The organism is Streptomyces sp. HNM0574, assembly GCF_012726235.1.
Taxonomy (GTDB): Bacteria; Actinomycetota; Actinomycetes; order Streptomycetales; family Streptomycetaceae; genus Streptomyces.
Window position 1 is genome coordinate 35,992 of the sequence record NZ_JAASAH010000010.1, and the last position, 23,893, is coordinate 59,884.

Sequence of the window (23,893 nt, forward strand, 5' to 3'; positions counted from 1 at the left end):
CCGATGCCGACGAACGCCGTCGCCCCGCACCACCAGGCGGGCCCCGTGGCCCGGCTGCGCGCCCTGCGGTCCGTCGAACTCCGTACCCCCGAACTCACCCGCGCGGCCGACTTCTACGCCGAGGTCTGGGGCCTCGAAGTCGTCGAACGGGACACGCACGGCAGCTGGTTGCGCGGTACGGGCGAGGAGCACCACGTGCTGTCCCTGAGCCGGGCCGAGCGGAACGGGCTCGGCCGGATCAGCTTCGCCGTCGGCACCCCGGCGGAGATCGACCAGGCGGCCGGGGCGCTGCTCGCGCGGGGCATCGAGCCCGTCGCGGGGCCGGGCCCGCTGGACCAGGTCGGCGGCGGGTACGGGCTCCGCTTCACCGACCCCGAGGGCCGGCTGATCGAGCTGAGCGCCCAGGTGGAGGCGGTGCCGCCGCGCGGCCGGGACGCGGCCGTGCCCGTGGGCGTCACGCACGCCGTCCTCAACACCACCGACATCGACGCGCTGGTGGCCTTCTACTGCGAGGTGCTGGGCCTGCGGGTCTCCGACTGGTCCGAGCACCAGATGGCCTTCCTGCGCTGCAACGCCGACCACCACTGCATCGCCTTCAACCAGGCGGAGTGGGCCTCGCTGAACCACGTCGCGTACGAGATGACCTCCGTGGACCACTTCATGCGGGGGCTCGGCAGGCTCCGGCACCACGGCGTCGTCCCGCAGTGGGGGCCCGGCAGGCACGGGCCCGGCAACAACACCTTCTCGTACTTCACCGACCCGGCGGGGCTGGTGTGCGAGTACACCTCCGAGGTCGCGCAGATCGTCGAGGACCAGTGGATCGCCCGCGTGTGGCGCCGTGTTCCCGAGCTGTCCGACCTGTGGGGGACGGCGGGCCCGCCCTCGCAGACCATCCGCTGCCACATGGCGGGCGAACCGGACCCGGGCCCGCTGGCAGCCGGAGCCCCGGACGCATCCCCGCAGGAAGCCGTGCAGGCGACGAAACCGCAGCCCGAGGAGGCAGCACGATGACCGCCCGGACCATGACAGAACCCGTCACCGCGGAGACCGTTGCCGGTACGCGGGAGCGCGCACCCCGGCGGGTCGGGCTGATCGGCTGGGGCGCCATCGGGCGCGTCGTCGGGCTGGCCGTGGCCGAAGGGCGGGTGCCCGGGGCCGAGTTGGCCTGCGTGGTCGAGAACCGCGACCTGGGCACCGGCACCCCGGCGCCGCAGCTCGCCCTGGAGGACGCGCTGGAGCGCTGCGATCTGCTGGTGGAGGCCGCGGGTCAGGGCGTGGTGCGCGAGTGGGGTGAGCGGATTCTCCGCTCCGGCACCGATCTGCTGATCGCCTCGACCGGTGCCCTCACCGACGACGCGCTCGCCCGCACCCTCCGCGAGACCGGCCCGGGCCGGGTCTACTTCACGGGCGGCGCGGTCGGCGGCCTCGACCTGTTGCAGGCCGTGACGGCGCTGGGCCCGCTCACCGAGGTCCGCCTGACCACCACCAAGCTGCCCTCGACCCTCGAACAGCCCTGGATGGACGAGGAGTTGCTGCACCGGATGCGTACGGCGACCGGGCCTGTGGAGGTGATGAGCGGCACCGCGCGGGACGTCCCCGTCCGGTTCCCGAGGTCGACGAACGTGGCGGCGTCCGTCGCGCTGGCGGTGGGTGACCCGGATCTGGTGCGGGTCAGCGTCGTCGCCGACCCGGACGCCACGCACACCCGGCACGCCGTCGAGGCGTCCGGCGCGCACGGCGCGTACCGCTTCGAGGTGCGGCACCTGCCGGACGCGGCGAACCCGGCGACGAGCCAGGTCGTCCCGTACGCGGTGCTCCGCAGCCTCGGCGCCCTCGCGGGGCGGACGGGGCAGATCCTGTGACGGCCGCCCCGTTCGACCTCGGCAAGCTGCACGTCGAACAGGCCGGTGACGAGGGCCCGTTGCTGCTCTGTCTGCACGGCATCGGCTCGTCCTCGGCGGCGTTCGCGCCGCAGTTCGCCGAGCTGTCCGCGCGGGTGCGCCTGCTCGCCTGGGACGCGCCGGGATACGGCCGGTCCGCCGACCCGGAGGCCCCGCTGGACCTGGACGGCTACGCGGACACCGCGGCCGCGCTGATCCGGGCGCACGGCGGCCGGGCGCACGTGCTCGGGGTGTCCTGGGGCGGCGTGATCGCGCTCCGGCTCGCCGCCCGGCACCCGGATCTGGTCGACGGCCTGGTCGTCGCCGACAGCAGCCGCGGCTCGGGCACGGACGCGGCGAAGGCGGCCGCGATGCGGGAACGCGCGGACGAGCTGGCCGCGTCGGGGCCGCGCGCGTTCGCGGAACGCCGCGGTCCGCGGCTGGTGTCCCCGGAGGCGCCGCCGGAGCTGGTCCGGCGGGTCACCGACACCATGGCGGACTCGGTACGGCTGCCCGGGTACGGGTACGCGGCCGCCTCGATGGCGGACACCGACCTCGGACCCGAACTGCCGTCCGTCACCGCGCCGACGCTCGTGCTCTGTGGTGACCGGGACACCGTGACGGGCGTCGAGGCGAGCCAGTCGCTCGCGGGCCCGCTCCACAAGTCCGTGTTCGTGATCGTCAACGGCGCCGGTCACCTCGCGAACCAGGAGCGGCCCGCGGCCTTCAACGCGTGGGTGCTGTCCCACCTGCGCATCACGGCCCGCATCCCGGAGTAGCGGGCCGCACACCCCAGCAACCCCCCGATCCCCAACTCCCGGGCCCCGTCCCGGAGAAGGAGCGTTTGGCATGCCTCTCACCACCACCGAGTACGACAACGGCGGCGACCTCGCCTCGTACACCGACTCGCTGATCGCGACGAGGGACTCCCGCAAGCCCGACTGGGACACGCTCGCCTTCCAGGCCAAGGCCGGTGACCAGTACCGCCGCGCGCAGATCCGCTACGTCGGCTCCGGCGCGACGGGCAACCACGAGGGCGACAGCCGGGTCCTGCCCTCGGGCGGCTTCACCTTCTCCAACATGCTGCTGCCGCCCGGCGCCGAGGGCCCCGAGCACACCCACCACGACGTCGAGGAGGCGTTCTTCGTCCTGGAGGGCGAGGTCCGCGTCGGCATCCACCGGGGTGACGGGGAGGCCGAGTACCGGACGCTGGGCTACCGCGACATGATCGTGGTCCCGGCCGGTGTGGCCCGCAGCCTGAAGAACGAGGGCGACACGGACGCCCTGTTCTGCGTCGTCATCGGCACGCAGAAGCCGCAGGTCCCCACCTACCCCGAGCACTCGCCGATGCACGGCGTGACCCGCGACTGATGGCGCCCCGCGGCAGCACGGCAGCCGGGACGCGCACCGTCGTCGTCACCGGCGCCGGCCGTGGCCTCGGACTGGCCACGGCCCGCCGGGCCGGGGAGGACGGCTACCGCGTGGTCGTGGCCGAACTGGACGCCGAGCGCGGGGAGAAGGCCGCGGCCGGGCTGCGCGCCGAGGGCCTCGACGCGCACGCGGTACGCGCCGACGTCGCCGACCCCGGTTCCGTGACCGCCATGGCCCGTGAGGTGGCCGCGCTCGGCCCGCTGCACGGGCTGGTCAACAACGCGGGGCTGGCGGACGCGGTGGGCGGCAAGGAGTTCCACGAGATCGACGTCGCGGAGTGGGACCGCATCATGGCGGTCAACGCGCGCGGGCCGTGGCTCGTGGCGCGGGCCCTGCTGCCGCAGCTCATCGCCTCCGGCGGCGGGCGCGTCGTCAACCTCGCCTCGGACGCGGCGCTCTACGGTTCCCCGCGGCTGGCCCACTACATCGCCTCGAAGGGCGCCGTCATCGCGCTGACCAGGGCGATGGCCCGGGAGACCGGCGACCACGGGGTGACGGTCAACGCGGTGGCGCCCGGCATCACCGAGGGCGAGTCCACCGAGCGCGTCCCGGCCGAACGGCACGAGCTGTACCGGCTGAACCGGGCCATCTCCCGCCCCCAGCGGCCCGACGACCTGACGGGGATCATCGCCTACCTGCTGAGCGAGGAGTCCCGCTACGTCACGGGCCAAGTGATCGCCGTCAACGGCGGGTTCACGATGCACTGACCGTCCGCCCGCCCACCGCACACCCCCGTATCCCGCACGTGTCTCACTCAGGAGTTCCCATGGACCTCGGCCTGGCCGACCGCACCGTACTCGTCACCGGCGGCAGCTCGGGCGTCGGCCTGGCCACGGTCCGGCTGCTCCTCGACGAGGGCGCCAAGGTCGCCACCTGCGGCCGCGACGCCGACCGGCTCGCGGCCGCCGCGAAGCGGCTCGGCGCCGGCGAGGACCGGCTGCTGACGGGGGTGTGCGATGTGCGGGACGCGGCGGCGGTGGGTGCGTTCGTGCGGCGGGCCGGCGAGCGTTTCGGGCGGCTGGACGGGCTGGTCAACAACGCGGGCCAGTCCCGGATGAAGCGCTACCCCGAGACGGTGCCCGAGGACTGGCGCGACGAGCTGGAGCTGAAGTTCGCCGGGGTCCTCAACCCGCTCGGCGCCGCACTTCCCCTGCTCCGCGCGGCGGCCACCCCCGAAGAATCCGCTTCCGTCGTCAACGTCAACGCGGTGCTGGCCAAGCAGCCCGAGCCGCGGCTGATCACCACCAGCGCCGCCCGCGCCGGCATCCTCAACCTCTCCAAGTCCCTCGCCGACGAGCTGGCCCCCGACGGCATCCGCGTCAACTCCGTCTGCCTCGGCCTGGTCGACACGGGCCAGTGGGAGCGCCGGTACACGCGGTACGCCGAGGAGTCCGACGCGCCCCGCGGCTACCCCGAGTGGCAGGCGGAGCTCGCCGCCGACCGGGGCATCGCGCTCGGCAGGCTGGGCCGCCCCGAGGAGGTCGCCTACGCCGTGACGACGCTGCTCTCGCCCCGCGCCTCCTACATCACCGGCACCAGCGTCGACGTCTGCGGCGGAGTCGGCCGCGGCATCGCCTGATCCGCGCGCGACTCCCGCTCTTCCCCGATCCGTTCTTCCGCCCGAACCGGAGCTCACCTCATGACCCAGCCCCCGACAGGCGCCCCGCCCAACGGCGGTGACCTCCTCGTCGCCGTTCTCCGTGAACTCGGCGTCGACGTCGTCTTCGGCATCGTCAGCGTCCACAACCTGCCGCTGGTCGAGGCCGTCGACCGCGACCTGCGTTTCGTGCCCGTGCGGCACGAGGCGAGCGCCGTCAACGCGGCGGACGCCTACGGGCGCGCCCGGGGCGGCATCGGCTGCGCTCTGACCAGCACCGGCACCGGTGCGGGCAACGCGGCGGGCTCGCTGATCGAGTCGCTCGCCGCGGGCAGTTCGGTGCTGCACGTCACCGGCCAGATCGACAGCGAACACCTGGGCCGGGGGCGCGGTTTCATCCACGAGACGAAGGACCAGCTCGGCATGCTGCGCGCCGTCTCCTCCTACGCGGAGACCGTCACCAGCGCCGGCGACGCCGGCCGGCTGCTGCGCGAGGCGGCGCGGCACGCGCTGACCGACCCGGGCGGCCCCGCCAGCGTCGAGTGGCCCGTCGACCTCCAGTACGCGGCCCAGCGGCCGGCCGGGGAGCCGCTGCCGGAGCAGCCGGCCCTCCCGCACCCCGCGAGCGCCGAACTCGACGCCGCCGCCGCGCTCCTGGCCTCCGCGCGCCGCCCGCTGATCTGGGCGGGCGGCGGCGCCAACCGGGCGCGCGGCGAGCTGGCCGCGCTGCTGGAGCGCACCGGCGCCGGGCTGCTGACCAGCAACTCGGGCCGCGGCGGCGTCCCCGAGGACCACCCCGGCGTGGTCGGCAACTTCGCCACCAGCCCGGGCGGCCGCGCGCTGCTGGCCGAGGCGGACGTCCTGCTGTCGGTCGGCACCCACTTCCGCTCGAACGAGACGGCCGACTACGAACTGGCCCTCCCCGCCGCGCACATCCAGACCGACATCGACGCCGCCGCGCTCGGCCGCGTCTACCCCGCCGCGCACACCCTGCACGGCCACGCCCCCGCCGTCCTCGGTGAACTCCTCACCCGCCTGGAGAGCGGGGGAGCGGGAGCGGCCACCTGCGAGCCGGGCTGGACGGAGCGCGTCACCGCCGTACGGGCCGAAGTGCGGGAGCGGCTGCGGGAGTCCGTCGGCCCGCAGGCCGCGGTGTGCGACGCGATCCGGGCCGCGCTGCCGCGCCGGGCCGTCGTCGCCCGGGACGTCACCATCCCGTCGAGCAGCTGGGGCAACCGGCTGCTGGAGCTGTACGACCCGCGGGACAACGTCTTCCCGCGCGGCGGCGGCATCGGCCAGGGGCTCGGCATGGGCATCGGCGCCGCGCTGGGCCGTCCCGAGGAGCCGGTCGTCGTGCTCGCCGGGGACGGCGGGCTCGCCGTGCACCTCGGCGAACTCCTCACCCTCGCCCAGGAGCGGCCCCGCCTCACCCTCGTCGTCTTCAACGACGGCGGCTACGGCGTCCTCCGCAACACCCAGGACGCGCACTTCGCGCGCCGTTCCGGAGTCGACCTGGCCACCCCGGACTTCGCGCTGCTGGCCCGCGCCTGCGGACTGGACTACGCGCGGGTCGCCGCCGAGGAGGAGGCCGGGCCCGCGCTGGCCCGGGCCTGCGCCGCGGACGGGCCGACGCTGGTCGAGGTCGACCTGGCCGCGCTCGGCCCGATGAAGAACCCGTTCACCCCGCCCGTCAAGCTGCCCGCCCAGTGAGGAGGACGCGATGACCGACCACCGCACCACCAGCCCGCGCGTGCCCGCGCCGGAGAGTGACGGCACGGAGGCCGAGGCCCGCCTCGACCTGCTCGTCCACCGGATGACCTGGGAGGCCGAGGGCGTCCTCTCCGTCGACCTGGTGCACCCGGAGGGCAAGCCGCTGCCCGCCTGGGAGCCGGGCGCCCACCTCGATCTGCACGTCGGCGGCCACGTACGGCAGTACTCGCTGTGCGGCGACCCGGCCGACAGCGGCCGCTACCGCGTCGGCGTCCTCAACGAGCCCGCCTCGCGCGGCGGTTCCCGGTACGTGCACACCGCGCTGCGGCCCGGCGCACGGGTCACCGTGCAGGGCCCGCGCAACGCGTTCCGGCTGGTCGAGGCCGAGGGCTATGTGTTCGTCGCGGGCGGCATCGGCATCACCCCGCTGCTGCCGATGGCCCGCGAGGCCGCCCGCCGGGGCATGCCCTGGCGGCTGGTGCACGGCGGCCGGCACCGCGCCGCGATGGCCTTCGGCACCGAACTCGCCGAACTCACCGGGCTCACCGGCCTGTCGGGCGCCGCCTCCGGCGAGGTGGTGCTGCACCCGCAGGACCGCCTCGGGCACATCGACCTGGACGACGCGCTGTCGGGGCTGGACGCCGGCACCCACGTCTACTGCTGCGGCCCCGAGCCGCTGCTCGCCGCCGTGGAGGAGCGCTGCGCCGAGCTCGGCCTCGGCGAGCGGCTGCACGTCGAACGGTTCGCCGCGCCCGTGGTCGAACGCGCCGGTGACGACACGGCGTTCGAGGTCGAGTGCCGCCGCTCGGGCAGCACCGTCCTGGTGGACGCCGGCACCAGCGTCATCGACGCGCTGGACGGCGCCGGCATCCAGGTGCCCAGCTCCTGCCGGGACGGGATCTGCGGCACCTGCGAGACCCGCGTCCTCGAAGGCACGCCGGAGCACCGGGACTTCGTGCTCAGCGAGGCCGAACACGCGCAGAACGCCACGATGATGGTCTGCGTCTCGCGCTGTTCCTCGAAGCGTCTCGTCCTCGACCTGTGAGCACGCCCCCTCGGGCCCGCAACCACCGCTGATCCACCTGGAGCCGCCATGACGCAGCAGCAGCCGTACCTCGAGGTGCACCAGTCCCGCACCCACGAGCCGACGGCGTACGAGTACAAGCTCGCCGCCACCCTGGAGGAGGTGTTCACCCAGGAGGGGCACGACCTGGCCGCCGTCGTGGCCGGGCTCAACTCCCGCCAGGTGCACGCCCCCGACGGGCAGCCCTGGACCGAAGAGTCGTTCCGCGACGAGATGCACCGCCTGGGAGCGTGAGACCAGTGACCACCACCACGACGACCACCGTCGCCGAGCACGCGGCGCACCTCTACGCCACCGGCCTGCGCAACCAGTGGCACCCCGTCGTCCCCTCGCACTTCGTCGCCCCCGGCGGCATGCGCAAGGTGATGGCGCTCGGCGAGCAGTGGCTGCTGTTCCGCCGCGCCGACGGCACCCTGCACATGCTCGCCGACCGCTGCCCGCACCGCGGCGCGCCCCTGTCGCTGGGCAAGCACCTGGGCGACCGGATCGCCTGCTGGTACCACGGGGTCGAGGTCGACGGTGGCGGAACCGTCACCTCCGTCCCGGGCCTGCCGGGCTGCAACCTGGAGGGCAAGCGGCTCGTCAGCAGCCTCCCCGTGCGCGAGGTCTCTGGCGCGATCCTCGCCTATTTCGGCGACGAACAGCACCCGGAGCCCTGCGAGTTGACGCTCCCCGAGCCGCTCACCGACCCGGACGTGGACGCGTTCCTGTGCTACGCGGAGTGGCAGGCGCCCTGGCGGTACGGCATGGAGAACCTGCTGGACCCCATGCACGGCGCCTTCCTGCACCACGAGTCGCACACCATGTACGACGGGGACACCACCGCCAAGTTCCGCATCCGGGAGACGGAGCGCGGCTACTTCTTCGAGAAGACCGACCAGCGCGGGGTGAACTTCGACTGGGTCGAGCTGTGCCGCACCGGCGTGGACTGGGTCGACCTGTCCATCCCGTACCCGCCGTCGGCCGGGCCCGGCGGTCCGTTCGGCATCGTCGGGATGGTCTGCCCCGTCGACGCGGAGCGCAGCGGCGTCTTCTTCTGGCGCTACCGCCGGGTGCAGGGCTGGGAGCGGGACAGCTGGCGCTTCCTCTACCGGACGCTGATCGAGAAACGGCACTGGGCAGTGCTGGAGCAGGACCGCGTGATGCTGGAGGGCATGCCCCGCGACGCCGACCAGGCGGAGAACCTGTACCAGCACGACCTGGGCGTCGTCCGGCTGCGGCGGCTCTACCGGGCCGAGGCGGAACGCCAGGCCGCGGCCCTGCACGCCTGACGCCCGCACGGGGGAGGGAGCGGCGGCGCGGATCAGTCCGCGCCGCCGGCCCCGCTCTCCGCTTCGGCGTCCTCCTTGGCGTCCTCCTGCTCGGCCGCCTCCACCGAGCGTTCCAGCTTGGCCAGCAGCCGGGCCAGCTGGCGGCACTCGGCGGGGCTGAGCCCGCTCAGCATCCGCCGCTCGTTCTCCAGGTGTTCGGCGAAGAGCTCGTCGATCCGCTGGAGCCCTTCCTCGCTCAGCCGGGAGTGCACCACCCGCCGGTCCTCCGGCCCGCGCTCGCGCACGATCAGGCCGTCCTTCTCCAGCCGGTCGATGCGGAGCGTCACCCCGGCCGAGGAGATCAGCCCGGAGTCCGCCAGCTCACCCGCCGTCCGCCGGTACGGGGCGCCGGCCCGGCGCAGCGCGGTCAGCACGTCGAACCCGGCCATCGAGATGCCGTAGCTCTCCAGCGGCCGGGATATCTGCGACTGGTAGCGCAGGAACGTCCGGTGCAGCCGCGCGAAGACCTCCAGCGGGGAGGTGTCCAGCTCCGGGCGTTCCCTCCGCCAGTCCTCGACGATGGACGTGACGGCATCGCGGCGCGCTGCCGGGGTGCGCTTCTGGGGCATGACGGCGTTCCTCCCTGCGAACGGTGCGCCGCACACGGCGGCCCCCGCCGTTCGTACGTCGACGGTCACGGAAATCTTAGTCCTGAAGCGATACCGCCCGGTTCCGCGGCGGTACGGCCCCCGCCCGCTCAACAGCCGTGCGGGGCAGGCGCGTCGGCGGCCGCCGCGTCCGGTTCAGGAGCGTTCCAGCCAGCCCTCGTGCTCGGCGGCGAGGGAGTCCAGCGCCGCCGCCGTGGCCTCGTCGCCGGGCAGCGCCGGGTCCTCCAGCACCACCAGCCACTGCGCGTCCTCGGCGTCGTCCTCACCGGCCAGCGCCTCGCGCACCAGCTGCGGTTCCCGCGCCAGGGCGTAGGTCTCGGCCAGCTCCTCGGCGACCTCCTCGGCGGCCTCGCGGTCGGGGAGTACCAGGACAAGGGGGCCGGGCGTCTGGCCGGCCGCGGTCGGATGGTTCGTCTCGCTCACCCCGCCATTGTCTCCGTGCGGGACTGTCGGCGGCACATGGGATGCTGGTGAGCGATGGCCGGTACGCGTAAGAAGACATCCGAGAATTCCGCGGGCGACCCGCTGGCGCCCTTCACCCTCGCCGTGGGGCAGGAGGAGCTGCTGCTGGAGCGGGCCGTGCAGGAGGTCGTGGCCGCGGCCCGCGCGGCCGACCCGGAGACGGACGTCCGCGATCTCGCCTCCAGTGATCTCCAGCCGGGCACCCTCGCGGAGTTGACCAGCCCCTCGCTCTTCGCGGAGCGCAAGGTCGTCGTCGTGCGGAACGCGCAGGATCTCTCGGCGGACAGCGTCAAGGACGTCAAGGCGTACTTCGCCGACCCGGCCGAGGAGATCACCCTCGTCCTGCTGCACGCCGGCGGCGCCAAGGGCAAGGGCCTGCTGGACGCGGCCCGCAAGTCCGGCGCCCGCGAGGTCGACTGCCCGAAGATGACCAAGCCGGCGGACCGTCTCGCCTTCGTGCGCGGCGAGTTCCGCACCCTGGGCCGCAAGGCGACGCCGGAGGCGTGCCAGGCCCTGGTGGACGCGATCGGCAGCGATCTGCGCGAGCTGGCCTCCGCCTGCAAGCAGTTGACGGCCGACATCGAGGGCACGGTCGACGAGTCCGTCGTCGCCCGCTACTACACGGGCCGCGCCGAGGCGTCCAGCTTCACGGTCGCGGACTGCGCGGTCGAGGGCCGCGCGGCCGAGGCGCTGGAGACGCTCCGCTGGGCGCTGGCCACCGGCGTCGCGCCGGTCCTCGTCACGAGCGCGCTCTCGCAGGGTGTCCGCGCGATCGGCAAGCTCGCCTCCGCGCCGGGCGGCATGCGCCCCGGCGACCTCGCGCGGGAACTCGGCATGCCGCCCTGGAAGATCGACCGGGTGCGGCGCCAGATGCGCGGCTGGTCGGCGGACGGCGTCGCGGCCGCGCTCCGCGCCGTCGCCGAGGCCGACGCCGCCGTCAAGGGCGGCGGGGACGATCCGGAGTACGCGCTGGAGCAGGCCGTCATCACCATCTCCCGCGCGGCCCGCTCCCGCACCGCGTACTGACCCTCAAAACGGCAGCGGCCCCGTCACACCTGGGGAAGTGTGTGACGGGGCCGCTGGTGGTCCATGACCGCGAGGCGGTCACTCGCGCCGCACCCGCGTGGCGAACGCAGGCCGCGTGCGGCGCATCAACGCGTACAACGCGTGGTGTCACTCGGCCGGTACGTCAGCGGAGAGAGAGGGCCCGCTGCGGGTGTACCGGCTGTGAAGCGGAGCGTCAGCCCTGGACGGAGGCGACCTTCTGCGCGAGGGCAGCCTTCTTGTTGGCCGCGTTGTTCTTGTGCAGAACACCCTTGCTGACGGCCTTGTCCAGCTTCTGGGCGGCGACGCGCTGGGCCTCGACGGCCTTGGCGGCGTCACCGGCGGCCACGGCCTCGCGGGCGCGACGGATCGCGGTCTTGAGGTCGGACTTGACCGCCTTGTTGCGCTGGCGCGCCTTCTCGTTGGTCTTGATCCGCTTCATCTGGGACTTGATGTTCGCCACGAAAGAGCCTTTACGGTTCGATGATTTTCCGTTCCGTGCCCGAGCCGCTCCGTACGGCCGCTGCGGGAGGGGGACCCGGTGAAGGGGGCCGCGCTCCGGCGGGCGCAGGTGCATCAGGCACAGTGAGCCAGCCTACCAGCGGGGCTCGACGCCCTCCCAATCGCGTCCCGGCGGCCCCTCCCGATCCGGTCCTGGCCCGGGCTCATGGGACCATGGGGTACCAGATCGACCGAGAGCTTCCATCCGACAGACCCGACAGGACCCTGCGTGCCCGCGACCCCCTCGAACGTGCCGGAGCCGAGCCGTACCGACCCGGCGCTGATCCGTAACTTCTGCATCATCGCGCACATCGACCACGGCAAGTCGACGCTCGCCGACCGGATGCTTCAGCTGACCGGCATCGTCGAGGACCGGCAGATGCGCGCCCAGTACCTCGACCGCATGGACATCGAGCGGGAGAGGGGCATCACGATCAAGTCCCAGGCCGTGCGCATGCCCTGGGCACCGGCCGAGGACCGGAAGTCCCCGCACGTCCTCAACATGATCGACACCCCGGGCCACGTCGACTTCACCTACGAGGTCTCCCGGTCCCTCGCGGCCTGCGAGGGCTGCATCCTGCTGGTCGACGCGGCGCAGGGCATCGAGGCGCAGACGCTCGCCAACCTGTACCTGGCGATGGAGCACGACCTCCAGATCATCCCGGTGCTGAACAAGATCGACCTGCCCGCCGCGCAGCCCGAGAAGTTCGCCGCCGAGCTCGCGCACCTCATCGGCTGCGAGCCGGAGGACGTGCTGAAGGTCTCGGCCAAGACCGGCGAGGGCGTGGACACGCTGCTGGACGAGGTCGTGCGGCAGGTCCCGTCGCCGGTCGGCGTCCAGGAAGCGCCGGCGCGCGCGATGATCTTCGACTCGGTGTACGACGCGTACCGCGGCGTCGTCACGTACGTGAAGGTCGTGGACGGCAAGCTCAACAAGCGTGAGCGGATCCGGATGATGTCCACCGGCGCCACCCACGAGCTGCTGGAGATCGGCACCAACTCGCCGGAGATGACGGCGGCCGACGGGCTCGCCGTCGGCGAGGTCGGCTATCTGATCACCGGTGTGAAGGACGTCCGCCAGTCCAAGGTCGGCGACACCGTCACCGCGCTGTCCAAGGGCGCCGAGGAGCCGCTGGCCGGGTACAAGGACCCGAAGCCGATGGTGTTCTCCGGCCTGTACCCGATGGACGGCTCCGACTACCCGGAGCTGCGCGACGCCCTCGACAAGCTGCTGCTCAACGACGCGGCGCTGACGTACGAGCCGGAGACCTCGGCCGCGCTGGGCTTCGGTTTCCGCGTCGGCTTCCTCGGCCTGCTGCACCTGGAGGTGATCCGGGAGCGGCTGGAGCGGGAGTTCGGGCTCGACCTGATCGCCACGGCGCCGAACGTGATCTACCGCGTCGTGATGGAGGACGGCAGCGAGCACGTCGTCACCAACCCGAGCGAGTTCCCCGAGGGCAAGGTCGACATCGTCCACGAGCCGGTGGTGCGCGCGACGCTGATCGCGCCCAGCGAGTACGTCGGCGCGATCATGGAGCTGTGCCAGTCCCGGCGCGGCAGCATGCAGGGCATGGACTACCTGTCCGAGGACCGTGTGGAGCTGCGGTACACGCTGCCGCTCGCGGAGATCGTCTTCGACTTCTTCGACGCGCTGAAGTCCAAGACCCGCGGCTACGCCTCGCTCGACTACGAGCCCACCGGCGAGCAGGCGTCCGACCTCGTCCGGGTCGACATCCTGCTCCGGGGCGACAAGGTCGACGCGTTCTCCGCCATCGTGCACAAGGAGAAGGCGTACGCGTACGGCACGCGGATGGCGAACAAGCTGCGCGAGCTCATCCCGCGGCAGCAGTTCGAGGTGCCGATCCAGGCCGCCGTCGGTGCCCGGGTCATCGCCCGGGAGACGGTCCGCGCCATCCGCAAGGACGTCCTCGCCAAGTGCTACGGCGGTGACATCTCCCGTAAGCGGAAGCTGCTGGAGAAGCAGAAGGAAGGCAAGAAGCGGATGAAGGCCGTCGGCTCGGTCGAGGTCCCGCAGGAGGCGTTCATCGCGGTCCTGTCGACGGACGACGGCGGCGGCGACTCCGCGAAGAAGAAGTAGCGCACCCGAATCCGGTGCCGGGAGGCGGCCGGGACGGCTGGAAACAGCCGTTCCCCGGCCGCCTCTTCGCTGTTCGCGGGGCGGCGGCCGGGGAACGGCGCCGGTGAGCGGCGGCGTGTGACGAACCCGGGGCGAACGCCTCCCGGGCGCTGCAACCCCCTTACGTAGCCGCGCCCCGGCCCTTAGGCTGATCGCTGCTCGATGGTTACTCGTGAGTCAACAAGCAATGTGCGGGCCCCGGAGGATGTCGTGAGCGACACACAGTCCCTGATCGAGAATCGGCCGCCCTCCGTGGCGACGCTCTTCCTGGAGCGGGTCGAGGCGACTCCCCGTGCGGAGGCCTACCGCTACCCCGTTCCGCCCGCCTCCGGCGAAGGCCCGGACGAATGGCGGTCCTACACCTGGAGCGAGGCCGCCACCCGCGTCTTCGGCATCGCCGCCGGGCTGATGGACCTCGGCGTCCGCCCCGAGGAGCGGGTCGCGATCGCCTCCGGCACCCGCGTCGAGTGGATCCTCGCCGACACCGGCATCCTCTGCGCCGGCGCCGCCACCACGACCGTCTACCCCAGCACCAACACCGAGGAGACGACGTTCATCCTCGCCGACTCCGAGAGCCGGGTGCTGATCGCCGAGGACGCCGAACAGCTCGCCAAGGTGCGCGAGCGGCGGGCCGAACTGCCGCAGCTGGCACACGTGGTGGTGATGGACGAGGCCGCCGCCGCCCCGGCCGAGGGCGACCCCGAGGGCTGGGTGCTCGGCCTCGCCGAGCTGGAGCGGCGCGGCGCCGCGTACCTGGAGAAGCACCCGGACAGCGTCCGCGGGACGGTGGCCGCGCTGCGCTCCGACCAGCTGGCCACGCTGATCTACACCTCGGGCACCACGGGCCGCCCCAAGGGCGTGCGGCTGCCGCACGACGCCTGGTCCTACATGGCCCGCGCCATCGCCCAGACCGGGCTGGTGACCAGCGAGGACGTGCAGTACCTGTGGCTGCCGCTGGCGCACGTCTTCGGCAAGGTGCTCACCGCGGGACAGATCGAGGTCGGGCACGTCACCGCCGTCGACGGCCGCGTCGACAAGATCATCGAGAACCTGCCGGTGGTGCAGCCGACCTACATGGCCGCCGTCCCGCGGATCTTCGAGAAGGTCTACAACGGCGTCGCCGCCAAGGCGAAGGCGGGCGGCAGCGCCAAGTACAAGATCTTCCAGTGGGCGGCCGGGGTGGCCCGCGAGTACGCCAAGGTCACCCAGGACAACTTCCGGCGCACCGGCAACGCGGCCGCGCCCGCCGGGCTCAAGGCCAAGCACGCCGTCGCCGACCGGCTCGTCTACGCCAAGCTGCGCGAGGCGTTCGGCGGCAGGCTCCGCGCCTGCGTCTCCGGCTCGGCGGCGCTCGCGCCCGAGATCGGCTACTTCTTCGCGGGCGCCGGCATCCACGTCCTGGAGGGCTACGGGCTGACCGAGTCCTCCGCGGCCAGCTTCGTCAACCCCGGCGAGGCGTACCGCACCGGCACCGTCGGCAAGCCGCTGCCCGGCACCGAGGTGCGCATCGCGGAGGACGGCGAGATCCTGCTGCGCGGCCCCGGCATCATGCAGGGCTACCACGGCCTGCCGGACAAGACGGCCGAAGTCCTGGAGGACGACGGCTGGTTCCACACCGGCGACATCGGCGAGCTCTCCGACGACGGCTACCTGCGCATCACCGACCGCAAGAAGGACCTGATCAAGACCTCCGGCGGCAAGTACATCGCCCCCGCCGAGGTCGAGGGCCAGTTCAAGGCGCTCTGCCCGTACGTCTCCAACATCCTGGTGCACGGCGCCGACCGGAACTACTGCACCGCGCTGATCGCCCTCGACGAGCCCGCCCTCATGGGCTGGGCCGAGGAGCAGGAGACGCTCAAGGGCAGGCCGTACGAGGAGGTCGTCGCCTCCGAGGAGACCCGGAAGCTGATCGACGGGTACGTCGAGGAGCTCAACTCCGGGCTCCAGCGCTGGCAGACGGTGAAGAAGTTCCGGGTGCTGCCCCGCGACCTCGACATCGAGCACGGCGAGCTGACGCCGAGCCTCAAGCTCAAGCGCCCCGTCGTGGAGCGCGAGTTCGGCCACCTCATCGAGGAGATGTACGCGGGGTCCCGCGAGGCCTGAGCCCGCGGGCCGCCCGTCGGCCGCCTCAGTCCACCAGGTCGCGGACGACGGCGTCGGCGAGCAGCCGCCCGCGCAGCGTCAGCACGGCCCGGCCCGCCTCGTACGGGCCGGGCTCCAACAGCCCGTCCGCCAGGGCGCGTTCGGCCGCCCGCGCCCCCTCGGGCGCGAGCAGGCCGAGCGGGCAGCCCTCGGCGAGCCGGAGTTCGAGCAGGATGCGCTCGACCCGACGGTCCTCGCCGGCGAGCACCTCCCGGCCCGCGCCGGGGGAGCGGCCCTCGGCCAGCGCCTGCGCGTAGGCGGCGGGATGCTTGACGTTCCACCAGCGGACCCCGCCGACGTGGCTGTGCGCGCCGGGCCCGGCACCCCACCAGTCGGCGCCCTTCCAGTACAGCTCGTTGTGCCGGCAGCGGGCCGAATCCACGCCCGCCGTGGCCCAGTTGGACACCTCGTACCAGGACATCCCGGCGGCCGTGAGCAGCTCGTCGGCGATCAGGTAGCGGTCGGCGTGCGCGTCGTCGTCGGTCATCGGGATCTCGCCGCGGGTGATCCGGCGGGCCAGCGCGGTGCCCTCCTCGACGATCAGCGCGTACGCCGAGATGTGGTCGGGGCGTGCGCCGAGGGCCGCCTCCAGGGTGGCCCGCCAGTCGTCGTCGGACTCGCCCGGGGTGCCGTAGATCAGGTCGAGGTTGACGTGCTCGAAACCGGCGGCGCGCGCCTGCGCCACGCACGCCTCCGGGCGGCCCGGGGTGTGCGAGCGCTCCAGCACCCGCAGGACGTGCTGCCGGGCGCTCTGCATGCCGAACGAGATCCGGTTGAACCCGGCCTCGCGCAGTTCGGCGAGGTACGCCGGGTCCACGGACTCCGGGTTCGCCTCGGTGGTGATCTCCGCGTCCTCGGCCAGTCCGAACTCCTCGCGGATCACGGACAGCATGTGCCCCAGGTCCGCCGCGGGCAGCAGGGTCGGGGTGCCGCCGCCGACGAACACCGTCTCCACCCGGCGCCCGTCCCCGTCCAGCACCTTCCGCGCCAGCCGCACCTCCTCGGCCAGGGTGCGCGCGTAGTTCTCCCGCGAGGCCAGCGCCCCGCCGCGGCCGCGCAGCTCGCTCGCCGTGTAGGTGTTGAAGTCGCAGTAGCCGCAGCGTGACGCGCAGTAGGGAACGTGCAGATAGAACCCCAGCGGACGACCGTCCCGCTCACGCAGCGCATGCGCGGGCAGAGCACCGTCGTCGGGCACGGGTTCACCATCGGGGAGGGCGGAGGGCATACCCCCATTGTCCGGCACGCTGCCGCACCCTCCGGCCGCACCCCTGTGCGCCCCTTCGGCGGGGGTGCGGGGTGACTACGCTGGGTGGCCGGAGTCGATGGAGGGGGTGACCATGACGGCCGTCGACGATCGGACCGTGACGGTCTTCGGGCAGCTTGCGGTGCCAGAGGGGTTCAGGGCCGAACTCCTGCGCGGGGAAATCCGGATCACGGCGGAGGCCGACCGGGTCCACAACGGGATCGCCAGGTCCGTGTCGGACCGGATCCCGTCCCGCTGGGACCGGCTCCAGGCCCAGGACATCGCCGTCCCGGGGGAGGCCAGCGAGCCCCAGCCCGACCTCGTGGTGCTCGAACCGGAGGCGTTTCAGGGGCGTGGGCGGCTCATTCCGTCGCCGGCGCTGTCCCTCGTCGTCGAGGTTGTGTCCAAGAGCAGCGTCCATCGTGACCGTCTGGTCAAGCGGTCGGTCTACGCGGCGGGGCAGATTCCCGCATACCTGATCGTGGATCCGCTGGCCGCCGTCTGCGTGCTGCTGACCGAACCCTCTGGCGCGGGGGAGCGGGCCGACTACCGAGTCGAGCGCACCAGCGCCTTCGGGCTGCCGGTGCCGCTGGAGTCGCTCGGGATCACGCTGGACACCACCGACTTCCCGACGCTGACCTGACCTCCGTATCACTCCCCCGGAGCCGTCACGAAGTCGATGAGTTCCTCGACGCGGCCCAGGAGCTGGGGCTGGAGGTCCTTGTAGGAGTGGACGGCGGCGAGGATGCGCTGCCAGGCGGCGCCGGTGTTCTCCTCCCAGCCGAGGGCCCGGCAGACGCCCGTCTTCCAGTCCTGGCCGCGCGGTACGGAGGGCCAGGCGTCGATGCCGAGCGAGGAGGGCTTGACCGCCTCCCAGACGTCGACGTAGGGGTGCCCGACGACCAGCACGTCCCCCTCGTGCGCCGCGCCGACCTCGGCCGCGATCCGGGACTCCTTCGAGCCGGGGACGAGGTGGTCGACGAGGACGCCGAGCCGCGCGTCCGGCGCCGGGCCGAACTCCCGCACCACGGCCGGGAGATCGTCGACCCCGCCCAGGTACTCCACGACGACGCCCTCGATGCGCAGGTCGTCGCCCCACACCTTCTCGACCAGCTCCGCGTCGTGCCGCCCCTCCACGTACAGCCGCCCCGCGCGGGCGACCCGCGCCCGCGCCCCGGGGACGGCGACCGAGCCGGACGCCGTCAGCCGCTGCCCGCTCCCCGCGGCGCCTGCCCCGGCACCCGCGCCGGGCGCCGGGGCCGCGGGGCGGACGAGGGTGACGACGCGGCCCTCCAGCAGGAAGCCGCGCGGCTCCATGGGGAACACCCGGTGCTTGCCGAAGCGGTCCTCCAGGGTGACCGTCGGCCCGATCGTGGTCTTCTCGCAGCGGATCACGGCACCGCAGAAACCGGTGGTGACCTCCTCCACGACCAGATCCGGGTCGGCGGGGACCTCGGGGACGGCCGTGGGCTTCTTCCAGGGCGGCGTGAGATCGCTGTCGTATCGGCGGCTGCGCATGCGCCCATTCTTCACGGCGCACCCGCGCGGGCCCGTACCGGACCGCTCAGGACAGGGTGAACCGGCGGGCCAGCGTGTCGCGTTGGGCCCGCAGGAAGTCCGCGTCGACGACCGCGCCGTGCCCCGGCACGTAGAGCGCGTCCTCGCCGCCGAGCGCCAGCAGCCGGTCCAGCGCGTCGGGCCAGCGGGCGGTGTGCGCGTCGGGGCCGGCCTGCGGTTCGCCGGACTCCTCGACCAGGTCGCCGCAGAAGACCACGTCGGGCGCCGGCCCCGCCGGGTCCTCCGCGCCGCCCGGCACCAGGACGGCCAGGTCGTGCCCGGTGTGGCCGGGGCCCACGTTCGCCAGGGTGGCCCGCCGTCCGCCGCCGAGCGAGAGCGTGATCTCGCCGGAGACGGGGTGCCGCGGCCGGACGAGCACGTCGACGGCCTCGGCGGCGGCGTCCGGCGCGACGCCGTGCGTCACCGCGTCGGCGCGCAGCGTGTCCCGGGAGTGCTCCAGCACCTCGGCCGCGCCGACGGCACCGTAGACCTGCACCCCGGAGAAGGCGGCCGTGCCCAGGACGTGGTCGAAGTGCGGGTGGGTGAGGGCCACGTGCGTCACCGCCCGGCCGAACAGTTCGCGCAGCTCGGAGCGGATGCCCGCGCCCTCGGCGAGGGTGGAGCCGGTGTCGATCAGCAACACGCCCTCGGTGCCGCCGACGGCGCCGACCGTCGCGTCCCACTGCGGCAGCCTGCGGCGGACGACTCCGGGAGCGAGCCGCTCCCACCGGTGGGACGGGCCGGGACCCGCGTGATGTGCCTGCATGTCTCGACGCTAACGGGCCCCGTCCCGCCGCGCGCGTGCCCGCCCGCTGCGGTGCCGGACGGGCACCGCCCTTGCCTCGGTGGTGGTCACCGGCCGTACACTGGCACAAGCGATTTGGCACTCACTCGGTGAGAGTGCCAGGGAGAACCAGCCCCGGCGGTCCTCACGGACGGCGGTGAACAGACGGACAGGAGGTGCGCCCGTGCTCAACGAACGACGCCTCGAAGTGCTGCGCGCCATCGTCCAGGACTACGTGGGCACCGAGGAGCCGGTGGGCTCCAAGGCGCTGACCGAGCGGCACAACCTCAAGGTGTCGCCGGCCACGGTCCGTAACGACATGGCGGCGCTGGAGGAGGACGGGTTCATCGCCCAGCCGCACACCAGCGCGGGCCGCATCCCGACTGACAAGGGGTACCGCCTCTTCGTCGACAAGCTCGCCGGAGTGAAGCCGCTGTCCTCGCCGGAGCGCCGCGCGATCAGCAACTTCCTGGAGGGCGCGGTCGATCTGGACGACGTGGTCGGCCGTACGGTCCGGCTGCTGGCGCAGCTGACCCGGCAGGTCGCCGTCGTCCAGTACCCGTCGCTGACGCGGTCGACGGTGCGGCACGTGGAGCTGCTGTCGATGGCGCCGGCCCGGCTGATGCTGGTGCTGATCACGGACACCGGACGCGTCGAGCAGCGGCTGATCGACCTGCCCACGACGATGGGCGAGGCCACCCTGGCCGACCTGCGGGCGCGGCTGAACAGCCGGGTCGTGGGCCAGCGTTTCACCGAGGTCCCCTCACTGGTGCAGGACCTGCCCGAGTCCTTCGAGTCCGACGACCGCGGCTCCGTCTCGGCGGTGCTGGCGACGCTCCTGGAGACCCTGGTCGAGGAGACCGAGGAGCGGCTGATGATCGGCGGCACGGCCAATCTGACCCGCTTCGGACACGACTTCCCGCTGACCATCCGCCCGGTGCTGGAGGCGCTGGAGGAGCAGGTCGTCCTGCTGCGGCTGCTCGGCGAGGCGACGGATTCGGGCATGACGGTACGGATCGGGCATGAGAATGCCCACGAGGGGCTGAGTTCCACATCGGTCGTGTCGGTCGGCTACGGTTCAGGCGACGAGGCAGTCGCCAAACTCGGTGTGGTCGGACCGACCCGCATGGATTACCCCGGAACGATGGGAGCTGTACGCGCAGTGGCACGGTACGTCGGACAGATCCTCGCGGAGTCGTAAGTGGCGACGGATTACTACTCGGTCCTCGGCGTGCAGCGCGACGCCTCGCAGGACGAGATCAAGAAGGCCTTCCGCAGGCTGGCGCGCGAACTGCACCCGGACGTCAATCCGGATCCGAAGACCCAGGAGCGGTTCAAGGAGATCAACACCGCTTACGAGGTGCTCTCGGACCCGCAGAAGAAGCAGGTCTACGACCTCGGCGGCGACCCCAACTCGGGTGCCGCGGGCGGCGGGGCCGGCGGCTTCGGCGGCGCGGGCGGCTTCGGCAACTTCTCCGACATCATGGACGCCTTCTTCGGCACCGCCTCGCAGCGCGGACCGCGCTCGCGTACGCGCCGGGGCCAGGACGCCATGATCCGACTGGAGATCGACCTCGAGGAAGCCGCCTTCGGCACCACGAAGGAGATCCAGGTCGACACCGCCATCGTGTGCAACACCTGCACCGGTGAGGGCGCGGCCCCCGGCACCTCGGCCCAGACCTGTGACATGTGCCGCGGCCGCGGTGAGGTCTCCCAGGTGACGCGGTCCTTCCTGGGTCAGGTCATGACCTCCCGCCCCTGCCCGCAGTGCCAGGGCTTCGGCACGGTCGTCCCGACCCCGTGCCCGGAGTGCGCGGGCGACGGCCGCATCCGCTCCCGCCGCACCCTGACGGTGAAGATCCCGGCCGGTGTCGACAACGGCACCCGCATCCAGCTCTCCGGCGAGGGCGAGGTCGGCCCCGGCGGCGGCCCCGCGGGCGATCTGTACGTCGAGATCCACGAGAAGGCGCACTCGACCTTCCAGCGCCGCGGCGACGACCTGCACTGCACGGTCACCATCCCGATGACGGCGGCGGCGCTCGGCACCAAGGTGCCGCTGGAGACGCTGGACGGCACCGAGGAGGTCGACATCCGGCCCGGTACCCAGTCCGGCCAGTCGATCCCGCTGCACGACCGCGGTGTCACGCATCTGCGCGGCGGCGGCCGCGGCCAGCTGATCGTGCACGTCGAGGTGCTCACGCCCTCGAAGCTGGAGCCCGAGCAGGAGGAACTGCTCCGCAAGCTCGCGCAGTTGCGCGGCGAGGAGCGGCCCACCGGCCAGTTCCAGCCCGGTCAGCAGGGCCTGTTCTCCCGGCTGAAGGACGCCTTCAACGGCCGCTGAGCGGCCGCCTTCCACGGTCGTCACGCCCGCAACGGCCCGCCTCGCGGCGGCTGTTGCGGGCGTCGTCGTGTGCGGGCCGCGGGGGCGCCGCCGGCCGCCGTGTGCGCGTCCCGTACAGGTCCGGGAACGGTCCGGTGGGATGTGGCCGAGGGGCCCGGGGCCGTGCGGCCCGCTGTCAGTGAACCGTGACAGGATGTGGTCATGTCCTCCCCGTCTCCCGCGTCTACCCCGTATTCCGGGCTCTCCGCGCTCGCCGAGCACCCCGTCGTCCAGGCCCCCATGGCGGGCGGGGCCTCCTGTCCCGAGCTGGCCGCCGTCGTGAGCGAGTCGGGCGGCCTCGGTTTCCTCGCCGCCGGGTACAAAACGCCGGAGGCCATGTACGAGGAGATCAAGGCCGTGCGGCGGCTGACGGACCGGCCGTTCGGCGTGAACCTCTTCATGCCGCAGGCCCCCACCGCCGACCCCTCCGCCGTCGAGGTCTATCGCGAGCAGCTCGCCGGCGAGGCCGCCTGGTACGAGACGGAGCTGGGGGACACCGAGGGCTCGCTGGACGACGCGTACGAGGCGAAGCTCGCCATCCTGTACGACGACCCGGTCCCGGCCGTCTCCTTCACCTTCGGCCTGCCGGAGCCCGGGGTGCTGGACCGCTTCCGCGAGCTGGGCACGTACACGGTCGTGACGGTCACCTCGGTCGCCGAGGCGGAGTCGGCGCAGTTCGTCGGCGCGGACGCGGTCTGTGTGCAGGGCGTCGAGGCCGGCGGACACCAGGGCACGCACCGCAACGACCCGAACACCGAGGGCCCGGGCAGCGGCATCGGTCTGCTGTCGCTGGTCACCCAGGTCAAGGAGGCCGTGCAGCTGCCGATCATCGCGGCGGGCGGGCTGATGCGCGGCGGGCAGATCGCGGCGGTGCTGGCCGCGGGCGCCGACGCGGCCCAGCTGGGCACCGCGTTCCTGGTCTGCCCCGAGTCCAAGGCGAACGCGCTGCACAAGCGCGCGATGACCGACCCGCTCTACACCCGCACGGAGTTGACCCGGGCCTTCTCCGGGCGTCCCGCGCGCGGCCTGGTCAACCGCTTCCTCCGCGAGCACGGCCCGTACGCCCCGGTCGCGTACCCGCAGGTGCACTACCTGACGAGCGGGCTGCGCAAGGCCGCGGCGAAGGCCGGCGACCCGCAGGCGATGGCGCTGTGGGCGGGCCAGGGCCACCGGCTGGCCAGGGAGCTGCCCGCCGGGCAGCTGATGGAGGTGCTGGTGGCCGAGCTGGCCGTGGCGCGCAAGACGATGTCGGCCGGGGGCCCGCTGTGACGGCGCCGGTCTTCCTCGTCGGTACGGATCAACTGGCCCTGGGCGCCGTGCTGGTGGACGGCCCCGAGGGGCGGCACGCGGTCTCGGTGCGGCGGCTGCGCGCGGGCGAGGAGGTCGTCCTCACCGACGGCGCGGGCGCGGGCGCGCGGGGCACCGTCGCGGCGGTCTCCGGGAAGGACCGGATGGAGGTCGAGGTCTCCGAGCTGCTGAGCGAGCCGGAGGCCCGCCCGCGCATCACGGTCGTCCAGGCGCTGCCGAAGGGGGACCGGGGCGAGCTGGCCGTCGAGACGATGACGGAGACGGGCGTCGACGCGATCGTGCCGTGGCAGGCGTCCCGCTGTGTGACGCAGTGGAAGGGCGAGCGGGCGCTCAAGTCCCTTGCCAAATGGCGCGCGACGGCGCGGGAGGCGGGCAAGCAGGCGCGTCGGCTGCGCTTCCCCGAGGTCGCGGAACCGGCCTCCACCAAGGACGTGGCCGAGCTGCTGTCCGGCGCCCGCCTCGCCGCCGTGCTGCACGAGGAGGGCAGCGAGCCGCTGGCCACCGCCGAACTCCCGGCCGAGGGCGGGATCGTGCTCGTCGTCGGCCCCGAGGGCGGGGTCGCGCCGCAGGAGCTGGACGCCTTCGCCGAGGCCGGGGCACGCCCGTACCGGCTGGGCCCGAGCGTGCTGCGGACGTCCACGGCGGGCACCGCGGCCGCGGCCCTGCTGCTGGGGCGCACGGGCCGCTGGAACTGACGGGCCGCGGCCCTGGCGCG

The 23,893-nt window shown here is 73.2% G+C and carries 24 protein-coding genes; 18 read left to right on the plus strand and 6 right to left on the minus strand.

Going from position 1 to position 23,893, the window contains the following annotated elements; all coding sequences use genetic code 11:
* Positions 1 to 3: 3 nt before the first annotated feature.
* From HCC30_RS17935 to HCC30_RS17980, 10 genes are all read left to right on the plus strand, one after another.
* A complete protein-coding gene (locus HCC30_RS17935) occupies positions 4 to 1,011 on the plus strand; it encodes a VOC family protein (protein ID WP_169443596.1) in 1,008 nt (335 codons plus the stop codon).
* Positions 1,012 to 1,022: 11 nt separating this feature from the next.
* On the plus strand, positions 1,023 to 1,862 hold the full coding sequence (locus HCC30_RS17940; protein ID WP_169443765.1) for an aspartate dehydrogenase domain-containing protein: 840 nt from the start codon (positions 1,023 to 1,025) through the stop codon (positions 1,860 to 1,862).
* Complete coding sequence (locus HCC30_RS17945; protein ID WP_169443597.1) at positions 1,859 to 2,659, plus strand: alpha/beta hydrolase; 801 nt, start codon at positions 1,859 to 1,861, stop codon at positions 2,657 to 2,659. The genes HCC30_RS17940 and HCC30_RS17945 overlap by 4 nt, the downstream gene beginning before the upstream one ends.
* Before the next feature lie 70 nt (positions 2,660 to 2,729).
* Positions 2,730 to 3,251, plus strand: coding sequence for a cupin domain-containing protein (locus tag HCC30_RS17950; protein ID WP_169443598.1), 522 nt, complete (start codon positions 2,730 to 2,732; stop codon positions 3,249 to 3,251).
* Positions 3,251 to 4,018 carry an SDR family oxidoreductase gene (locus HCC30_RS17955; protein ID WP_169443599.1) on the plus strand — a complete coding sequence of 256 codons (768 nt, stop codon included), beginning with the start codon at positions 3,251 to 3,253 and terminating at the stop codon, positions 4,016 to 4,018. The genes HCC30_RS17950 and HCC30_RS17955 overlap by 1 nt, the downstream gene beginning before the upstream one ends.
* Positions 4,019 to 4,077: 59 nt before the next feature.
* Complete coding sequence (locus tag HCC30_RS17960; protein WP_169443600.1) at positions 4,078 to 4,890, plus strand: SDR family oxidoreductase; 813 nt, start codon at positions 4,078 to 4,080, stop codon at positions 4,888 to 4,890.
* A gap of 60 nt (positions 4,891 to 4,950) precedes the next feature.
* Positions 4,951 to 6,618, plus strand: coding sequence for a thiamine pyrophosphate-binding protein (locus tag HCC30_RS17965; RefSeq protein WP_169443601.1), 1,668 nt, complete (start codon positions 4,951 to 4,953; stop codon positions 6,616 to 6,618).
* Positions 6,619 to 6,721: 103 nt separating this feature from the next.
* Entirely contained in the window at positions 6,722 to 7,663 is a 942-nt protein-coding gene (locus HCC30_RS17970) for a PDR/VanB family oxidoreductase (RefSeq protein WP_240979699.1), read from the plus strand.
* Between the two features lie 48 nt (positions 7,664 to 7,711).
* Positions 7,712 to 7,936, plus strand: a complete 225-nt coding sequence (locus HCC30_RS17975; RefSeq protein ID WP_169443603.1) for a recombinase-like helix-turn-helix domain-containing protein — start codon at positions 7,712 to 7,714, stop codon at positions 7,934 to 7,936.
* 5 nt (positions 7,937 to 7,941) lie between these two features.
* Positions 7,942 to 8,973 carry an aromatic ring-hydroxylating dioxygenase subunit alpha gene (locus tag HCC30_RS17980; protein ID WP_346776677.1) on the plus strand — a complete coding sequence of 344 codons (1,032 nt, stop codon included), beginning with the start codon at positions 7,942 to 7,944 and terminating at the stop codon, positions 8,971 to 8,973.
* Positions 8,974 to 9,005: 32 nt separating this feature from the next.
* Here the strand turns inward: HCC30_RS17980 and HCC30_RS17985 are convergent, their stop codons facing one another.
* Positions 9,006 to 9,581 carry a MarR family transcriptional regulator gene (locus tag HCC30_RS17985; protein ID WP_169443605.1) on the minus strand — a complete coding sequence of 192 codons (576 nt, stop codon included), beginning with the start codon at positions 9,579 to 9,581 and terminating at the stop codon, positions 9,006 to 9,008.
* 174 nt (positions 9,582 to 9,755) lie between these two features.
* Positions 9,756 to 10,043: a hypothetical protein gene (locus tag HCC30_RS17990; RefSeq protein ID WP_169443606.1), complete on the minus strand. Its 288-nt coding sequence runs from the start codon at positions 10,041 to 10,043 to the stop codon at positions 9,756 to 9,758.
* 54 nt (positions 10,044 to 10,097) lie between these two features.
* Between HCC30_RS17990 and holA the strand changes: the two genes are divergently transcribed.
* On the plus strand, positions 10,098 to 11,108 hold the full coding sequence (holA, locus tag HCC30_RS17995) for a DNA polymerase III subunit delta (RefSeq protein ID WP_169443607.1): 1,011 nt from the start codon (positions 10,098 to 10,100) through the stop codon (positions 11,106 to 11,108).
* Between the two features lie 214 nt (positions 11,109 to 11,322).
* On the opposite strand, the gene rpsT is transcribed toward holA, so the two are convergent.
* A complete protein-coding gene (rpsT, locus tag HCC30_RS28705) occupies positions 11,323 to 11,589 on the minus strand; it encodes a 30S ribosomal protein S20 (RefSeq protein WP_169443608.1) in 267 nt (88 codons plus the stop codon).
* A gap of 267 nt (positions 11,590 to 11,856) precedes the next feature.
* Between rpsT and lepA the strand changes: the two genes are divergently transcribed.
* Both lepA and HCC30_RS18010 read left to right on the plus strand, forming a co-directional pair.
* Positions 11,857 to 13,725, plus strand: a complete 1,869-nt coding sequence (gene lepA / locus HCC30_RS18005) for a translation elongation factor 4 (RefSeq protein WP_169443609.1) — start codon at positions 11,857 to 11,859, stop codon at positions 13,723 to 13,725.
* 249 nt (positions 13,726 to 13,974) lie between these two features.
* A complete protein-coding gene (locus HCC30_RS18010) occupies positions 13,975 to 15,867 on the plus strand; it encodes an AMP-dependent synthetase/ligase (protein ID WP_169443610.1) in 1,893 nt (630 codons plus the stop codon).
* Between the two features lie 25 nt (positions 15,868 to 15,892).
* Here HCC30_RS18010 and hemW read toward each other — a convergent pair whose 3' ends face one another.
* Positions 15,893 to 17,131 (minus strand): radical SAM family heme chaperone HemW, encoded by a 1,239-nt coding sequence (gene hemW, locus HCC30_RS18015; RefSeq protein ID WP_169443611.1) that lies wholly within the window; start codon positions 17,129 to 17,131, stop codon positions 15,893 to 15,895.
* 112 nt (positions 17,132 to 17,243) lie between these two features.
* On the opposite strand from hemW, the gene HCC30_RS18020 reads away from it, so the two are divergent.
* A complete protein-coding gene (locus tag HCC30_RS18020; RefSeq protein WP_169443612.1) occupies positions 17,244 to 17,792 on the plus strand; it encodes a Uma2 family endonuclease in 549 nt (182 codons plus the stop codon).
* Positions 17,793 to 17,800: 8 nt separating this feature from the next.
* Here the strand turns inward: HCC30_RS18020 and HCC30_RS18025 are convergent, their stop codons facing one another.
* Entirely contained in the window at positions 17,801 to 18,667 is an 867-nt protein-coding gene (locus HCC30_RS18025; RefSeq protein WP_169443613.1) for a DUF3097 domain-containing protein, read from the minus strand.
* A 46-nt stretch (positions 18,668 to 18,713) separates the two neighbouring features.
* A complete protein-coding gene (locus HCC30_RS18030) occupies positions 18,714 to 19,472 on the minus strand; it encodes an MBL fold metallo-hydrolase (protein ID WP_169443614.1) in 759 nt (252 codons plus the stop codon).
* 202 nt (positions 19,473 to 19,674) lie between these two features.
* Here HCC30_RS18030 and hrcA point away from each other — a divergent pair, with 202 nt between their 5' ends.
* The 4 genes from hrcA (at position 19,675) to HCC30_RS28715 (ending at position 23,873) form a co-directional block, all read left to right on the plus strand.
* Positions 19,675 to 20,691 carry a heat-inducible transcriptional repressor HrcA gene (gene hrcA, locus HCC30_RS18035; RefSeq protein ID WP_169443615.1) on the plus strand — a complete coding sequence of 339 codons (1,017 nt, stop codon included), beginning with the start codon at positions 19,675 to 19,677 and terminating at the stop codon, positions 20,689 to 20,691.
* Complete coding sequence (gene dnaJ / locus HCC30_RS18040; protein ID WP_169443616.1) at positions 20,692 to 21,831, plus strand: molecular chaperone DnaJ; 1,140 nt, start codon at positions 20,692 to 20,694, stop codon at positions 21,829 to 21,831.
* A gap of 201 nt (positions 21,832 to 22,032) precedes the next feature.
* The gene (locus tag HCC30_RS28710; RefSeq protein ID WP_169443617.1) at positions 22,033 to 23,139 is read left to right on the plus strand and encodes a nitronate monooxygenase; all 1,107 of its coding nucleotides are present in this window, start codon (positions 22,033 to 22,035) and stop codon (positions 23,137 to 23,139) included.
* Positions 23,136 to 23,873, plus strand: coding sequence for a 16S rRNA (uracil(1498)-N(3))-methyltransferase (locus HCC30_RS28715; RefSeq protein ID WP_169443618.1), 738 nt, complete (start codon positions 23,136 to 23,138; stop codon positions 23,871 to 23,873). Before HCC30_RS28710 ends, HCC30_RS28715 begins: the two co-directional genes overlap by 4 nt.
* The last annotated feature ends 20 nt before the right edge of the window (positions 23,874 to 23,893 follow it).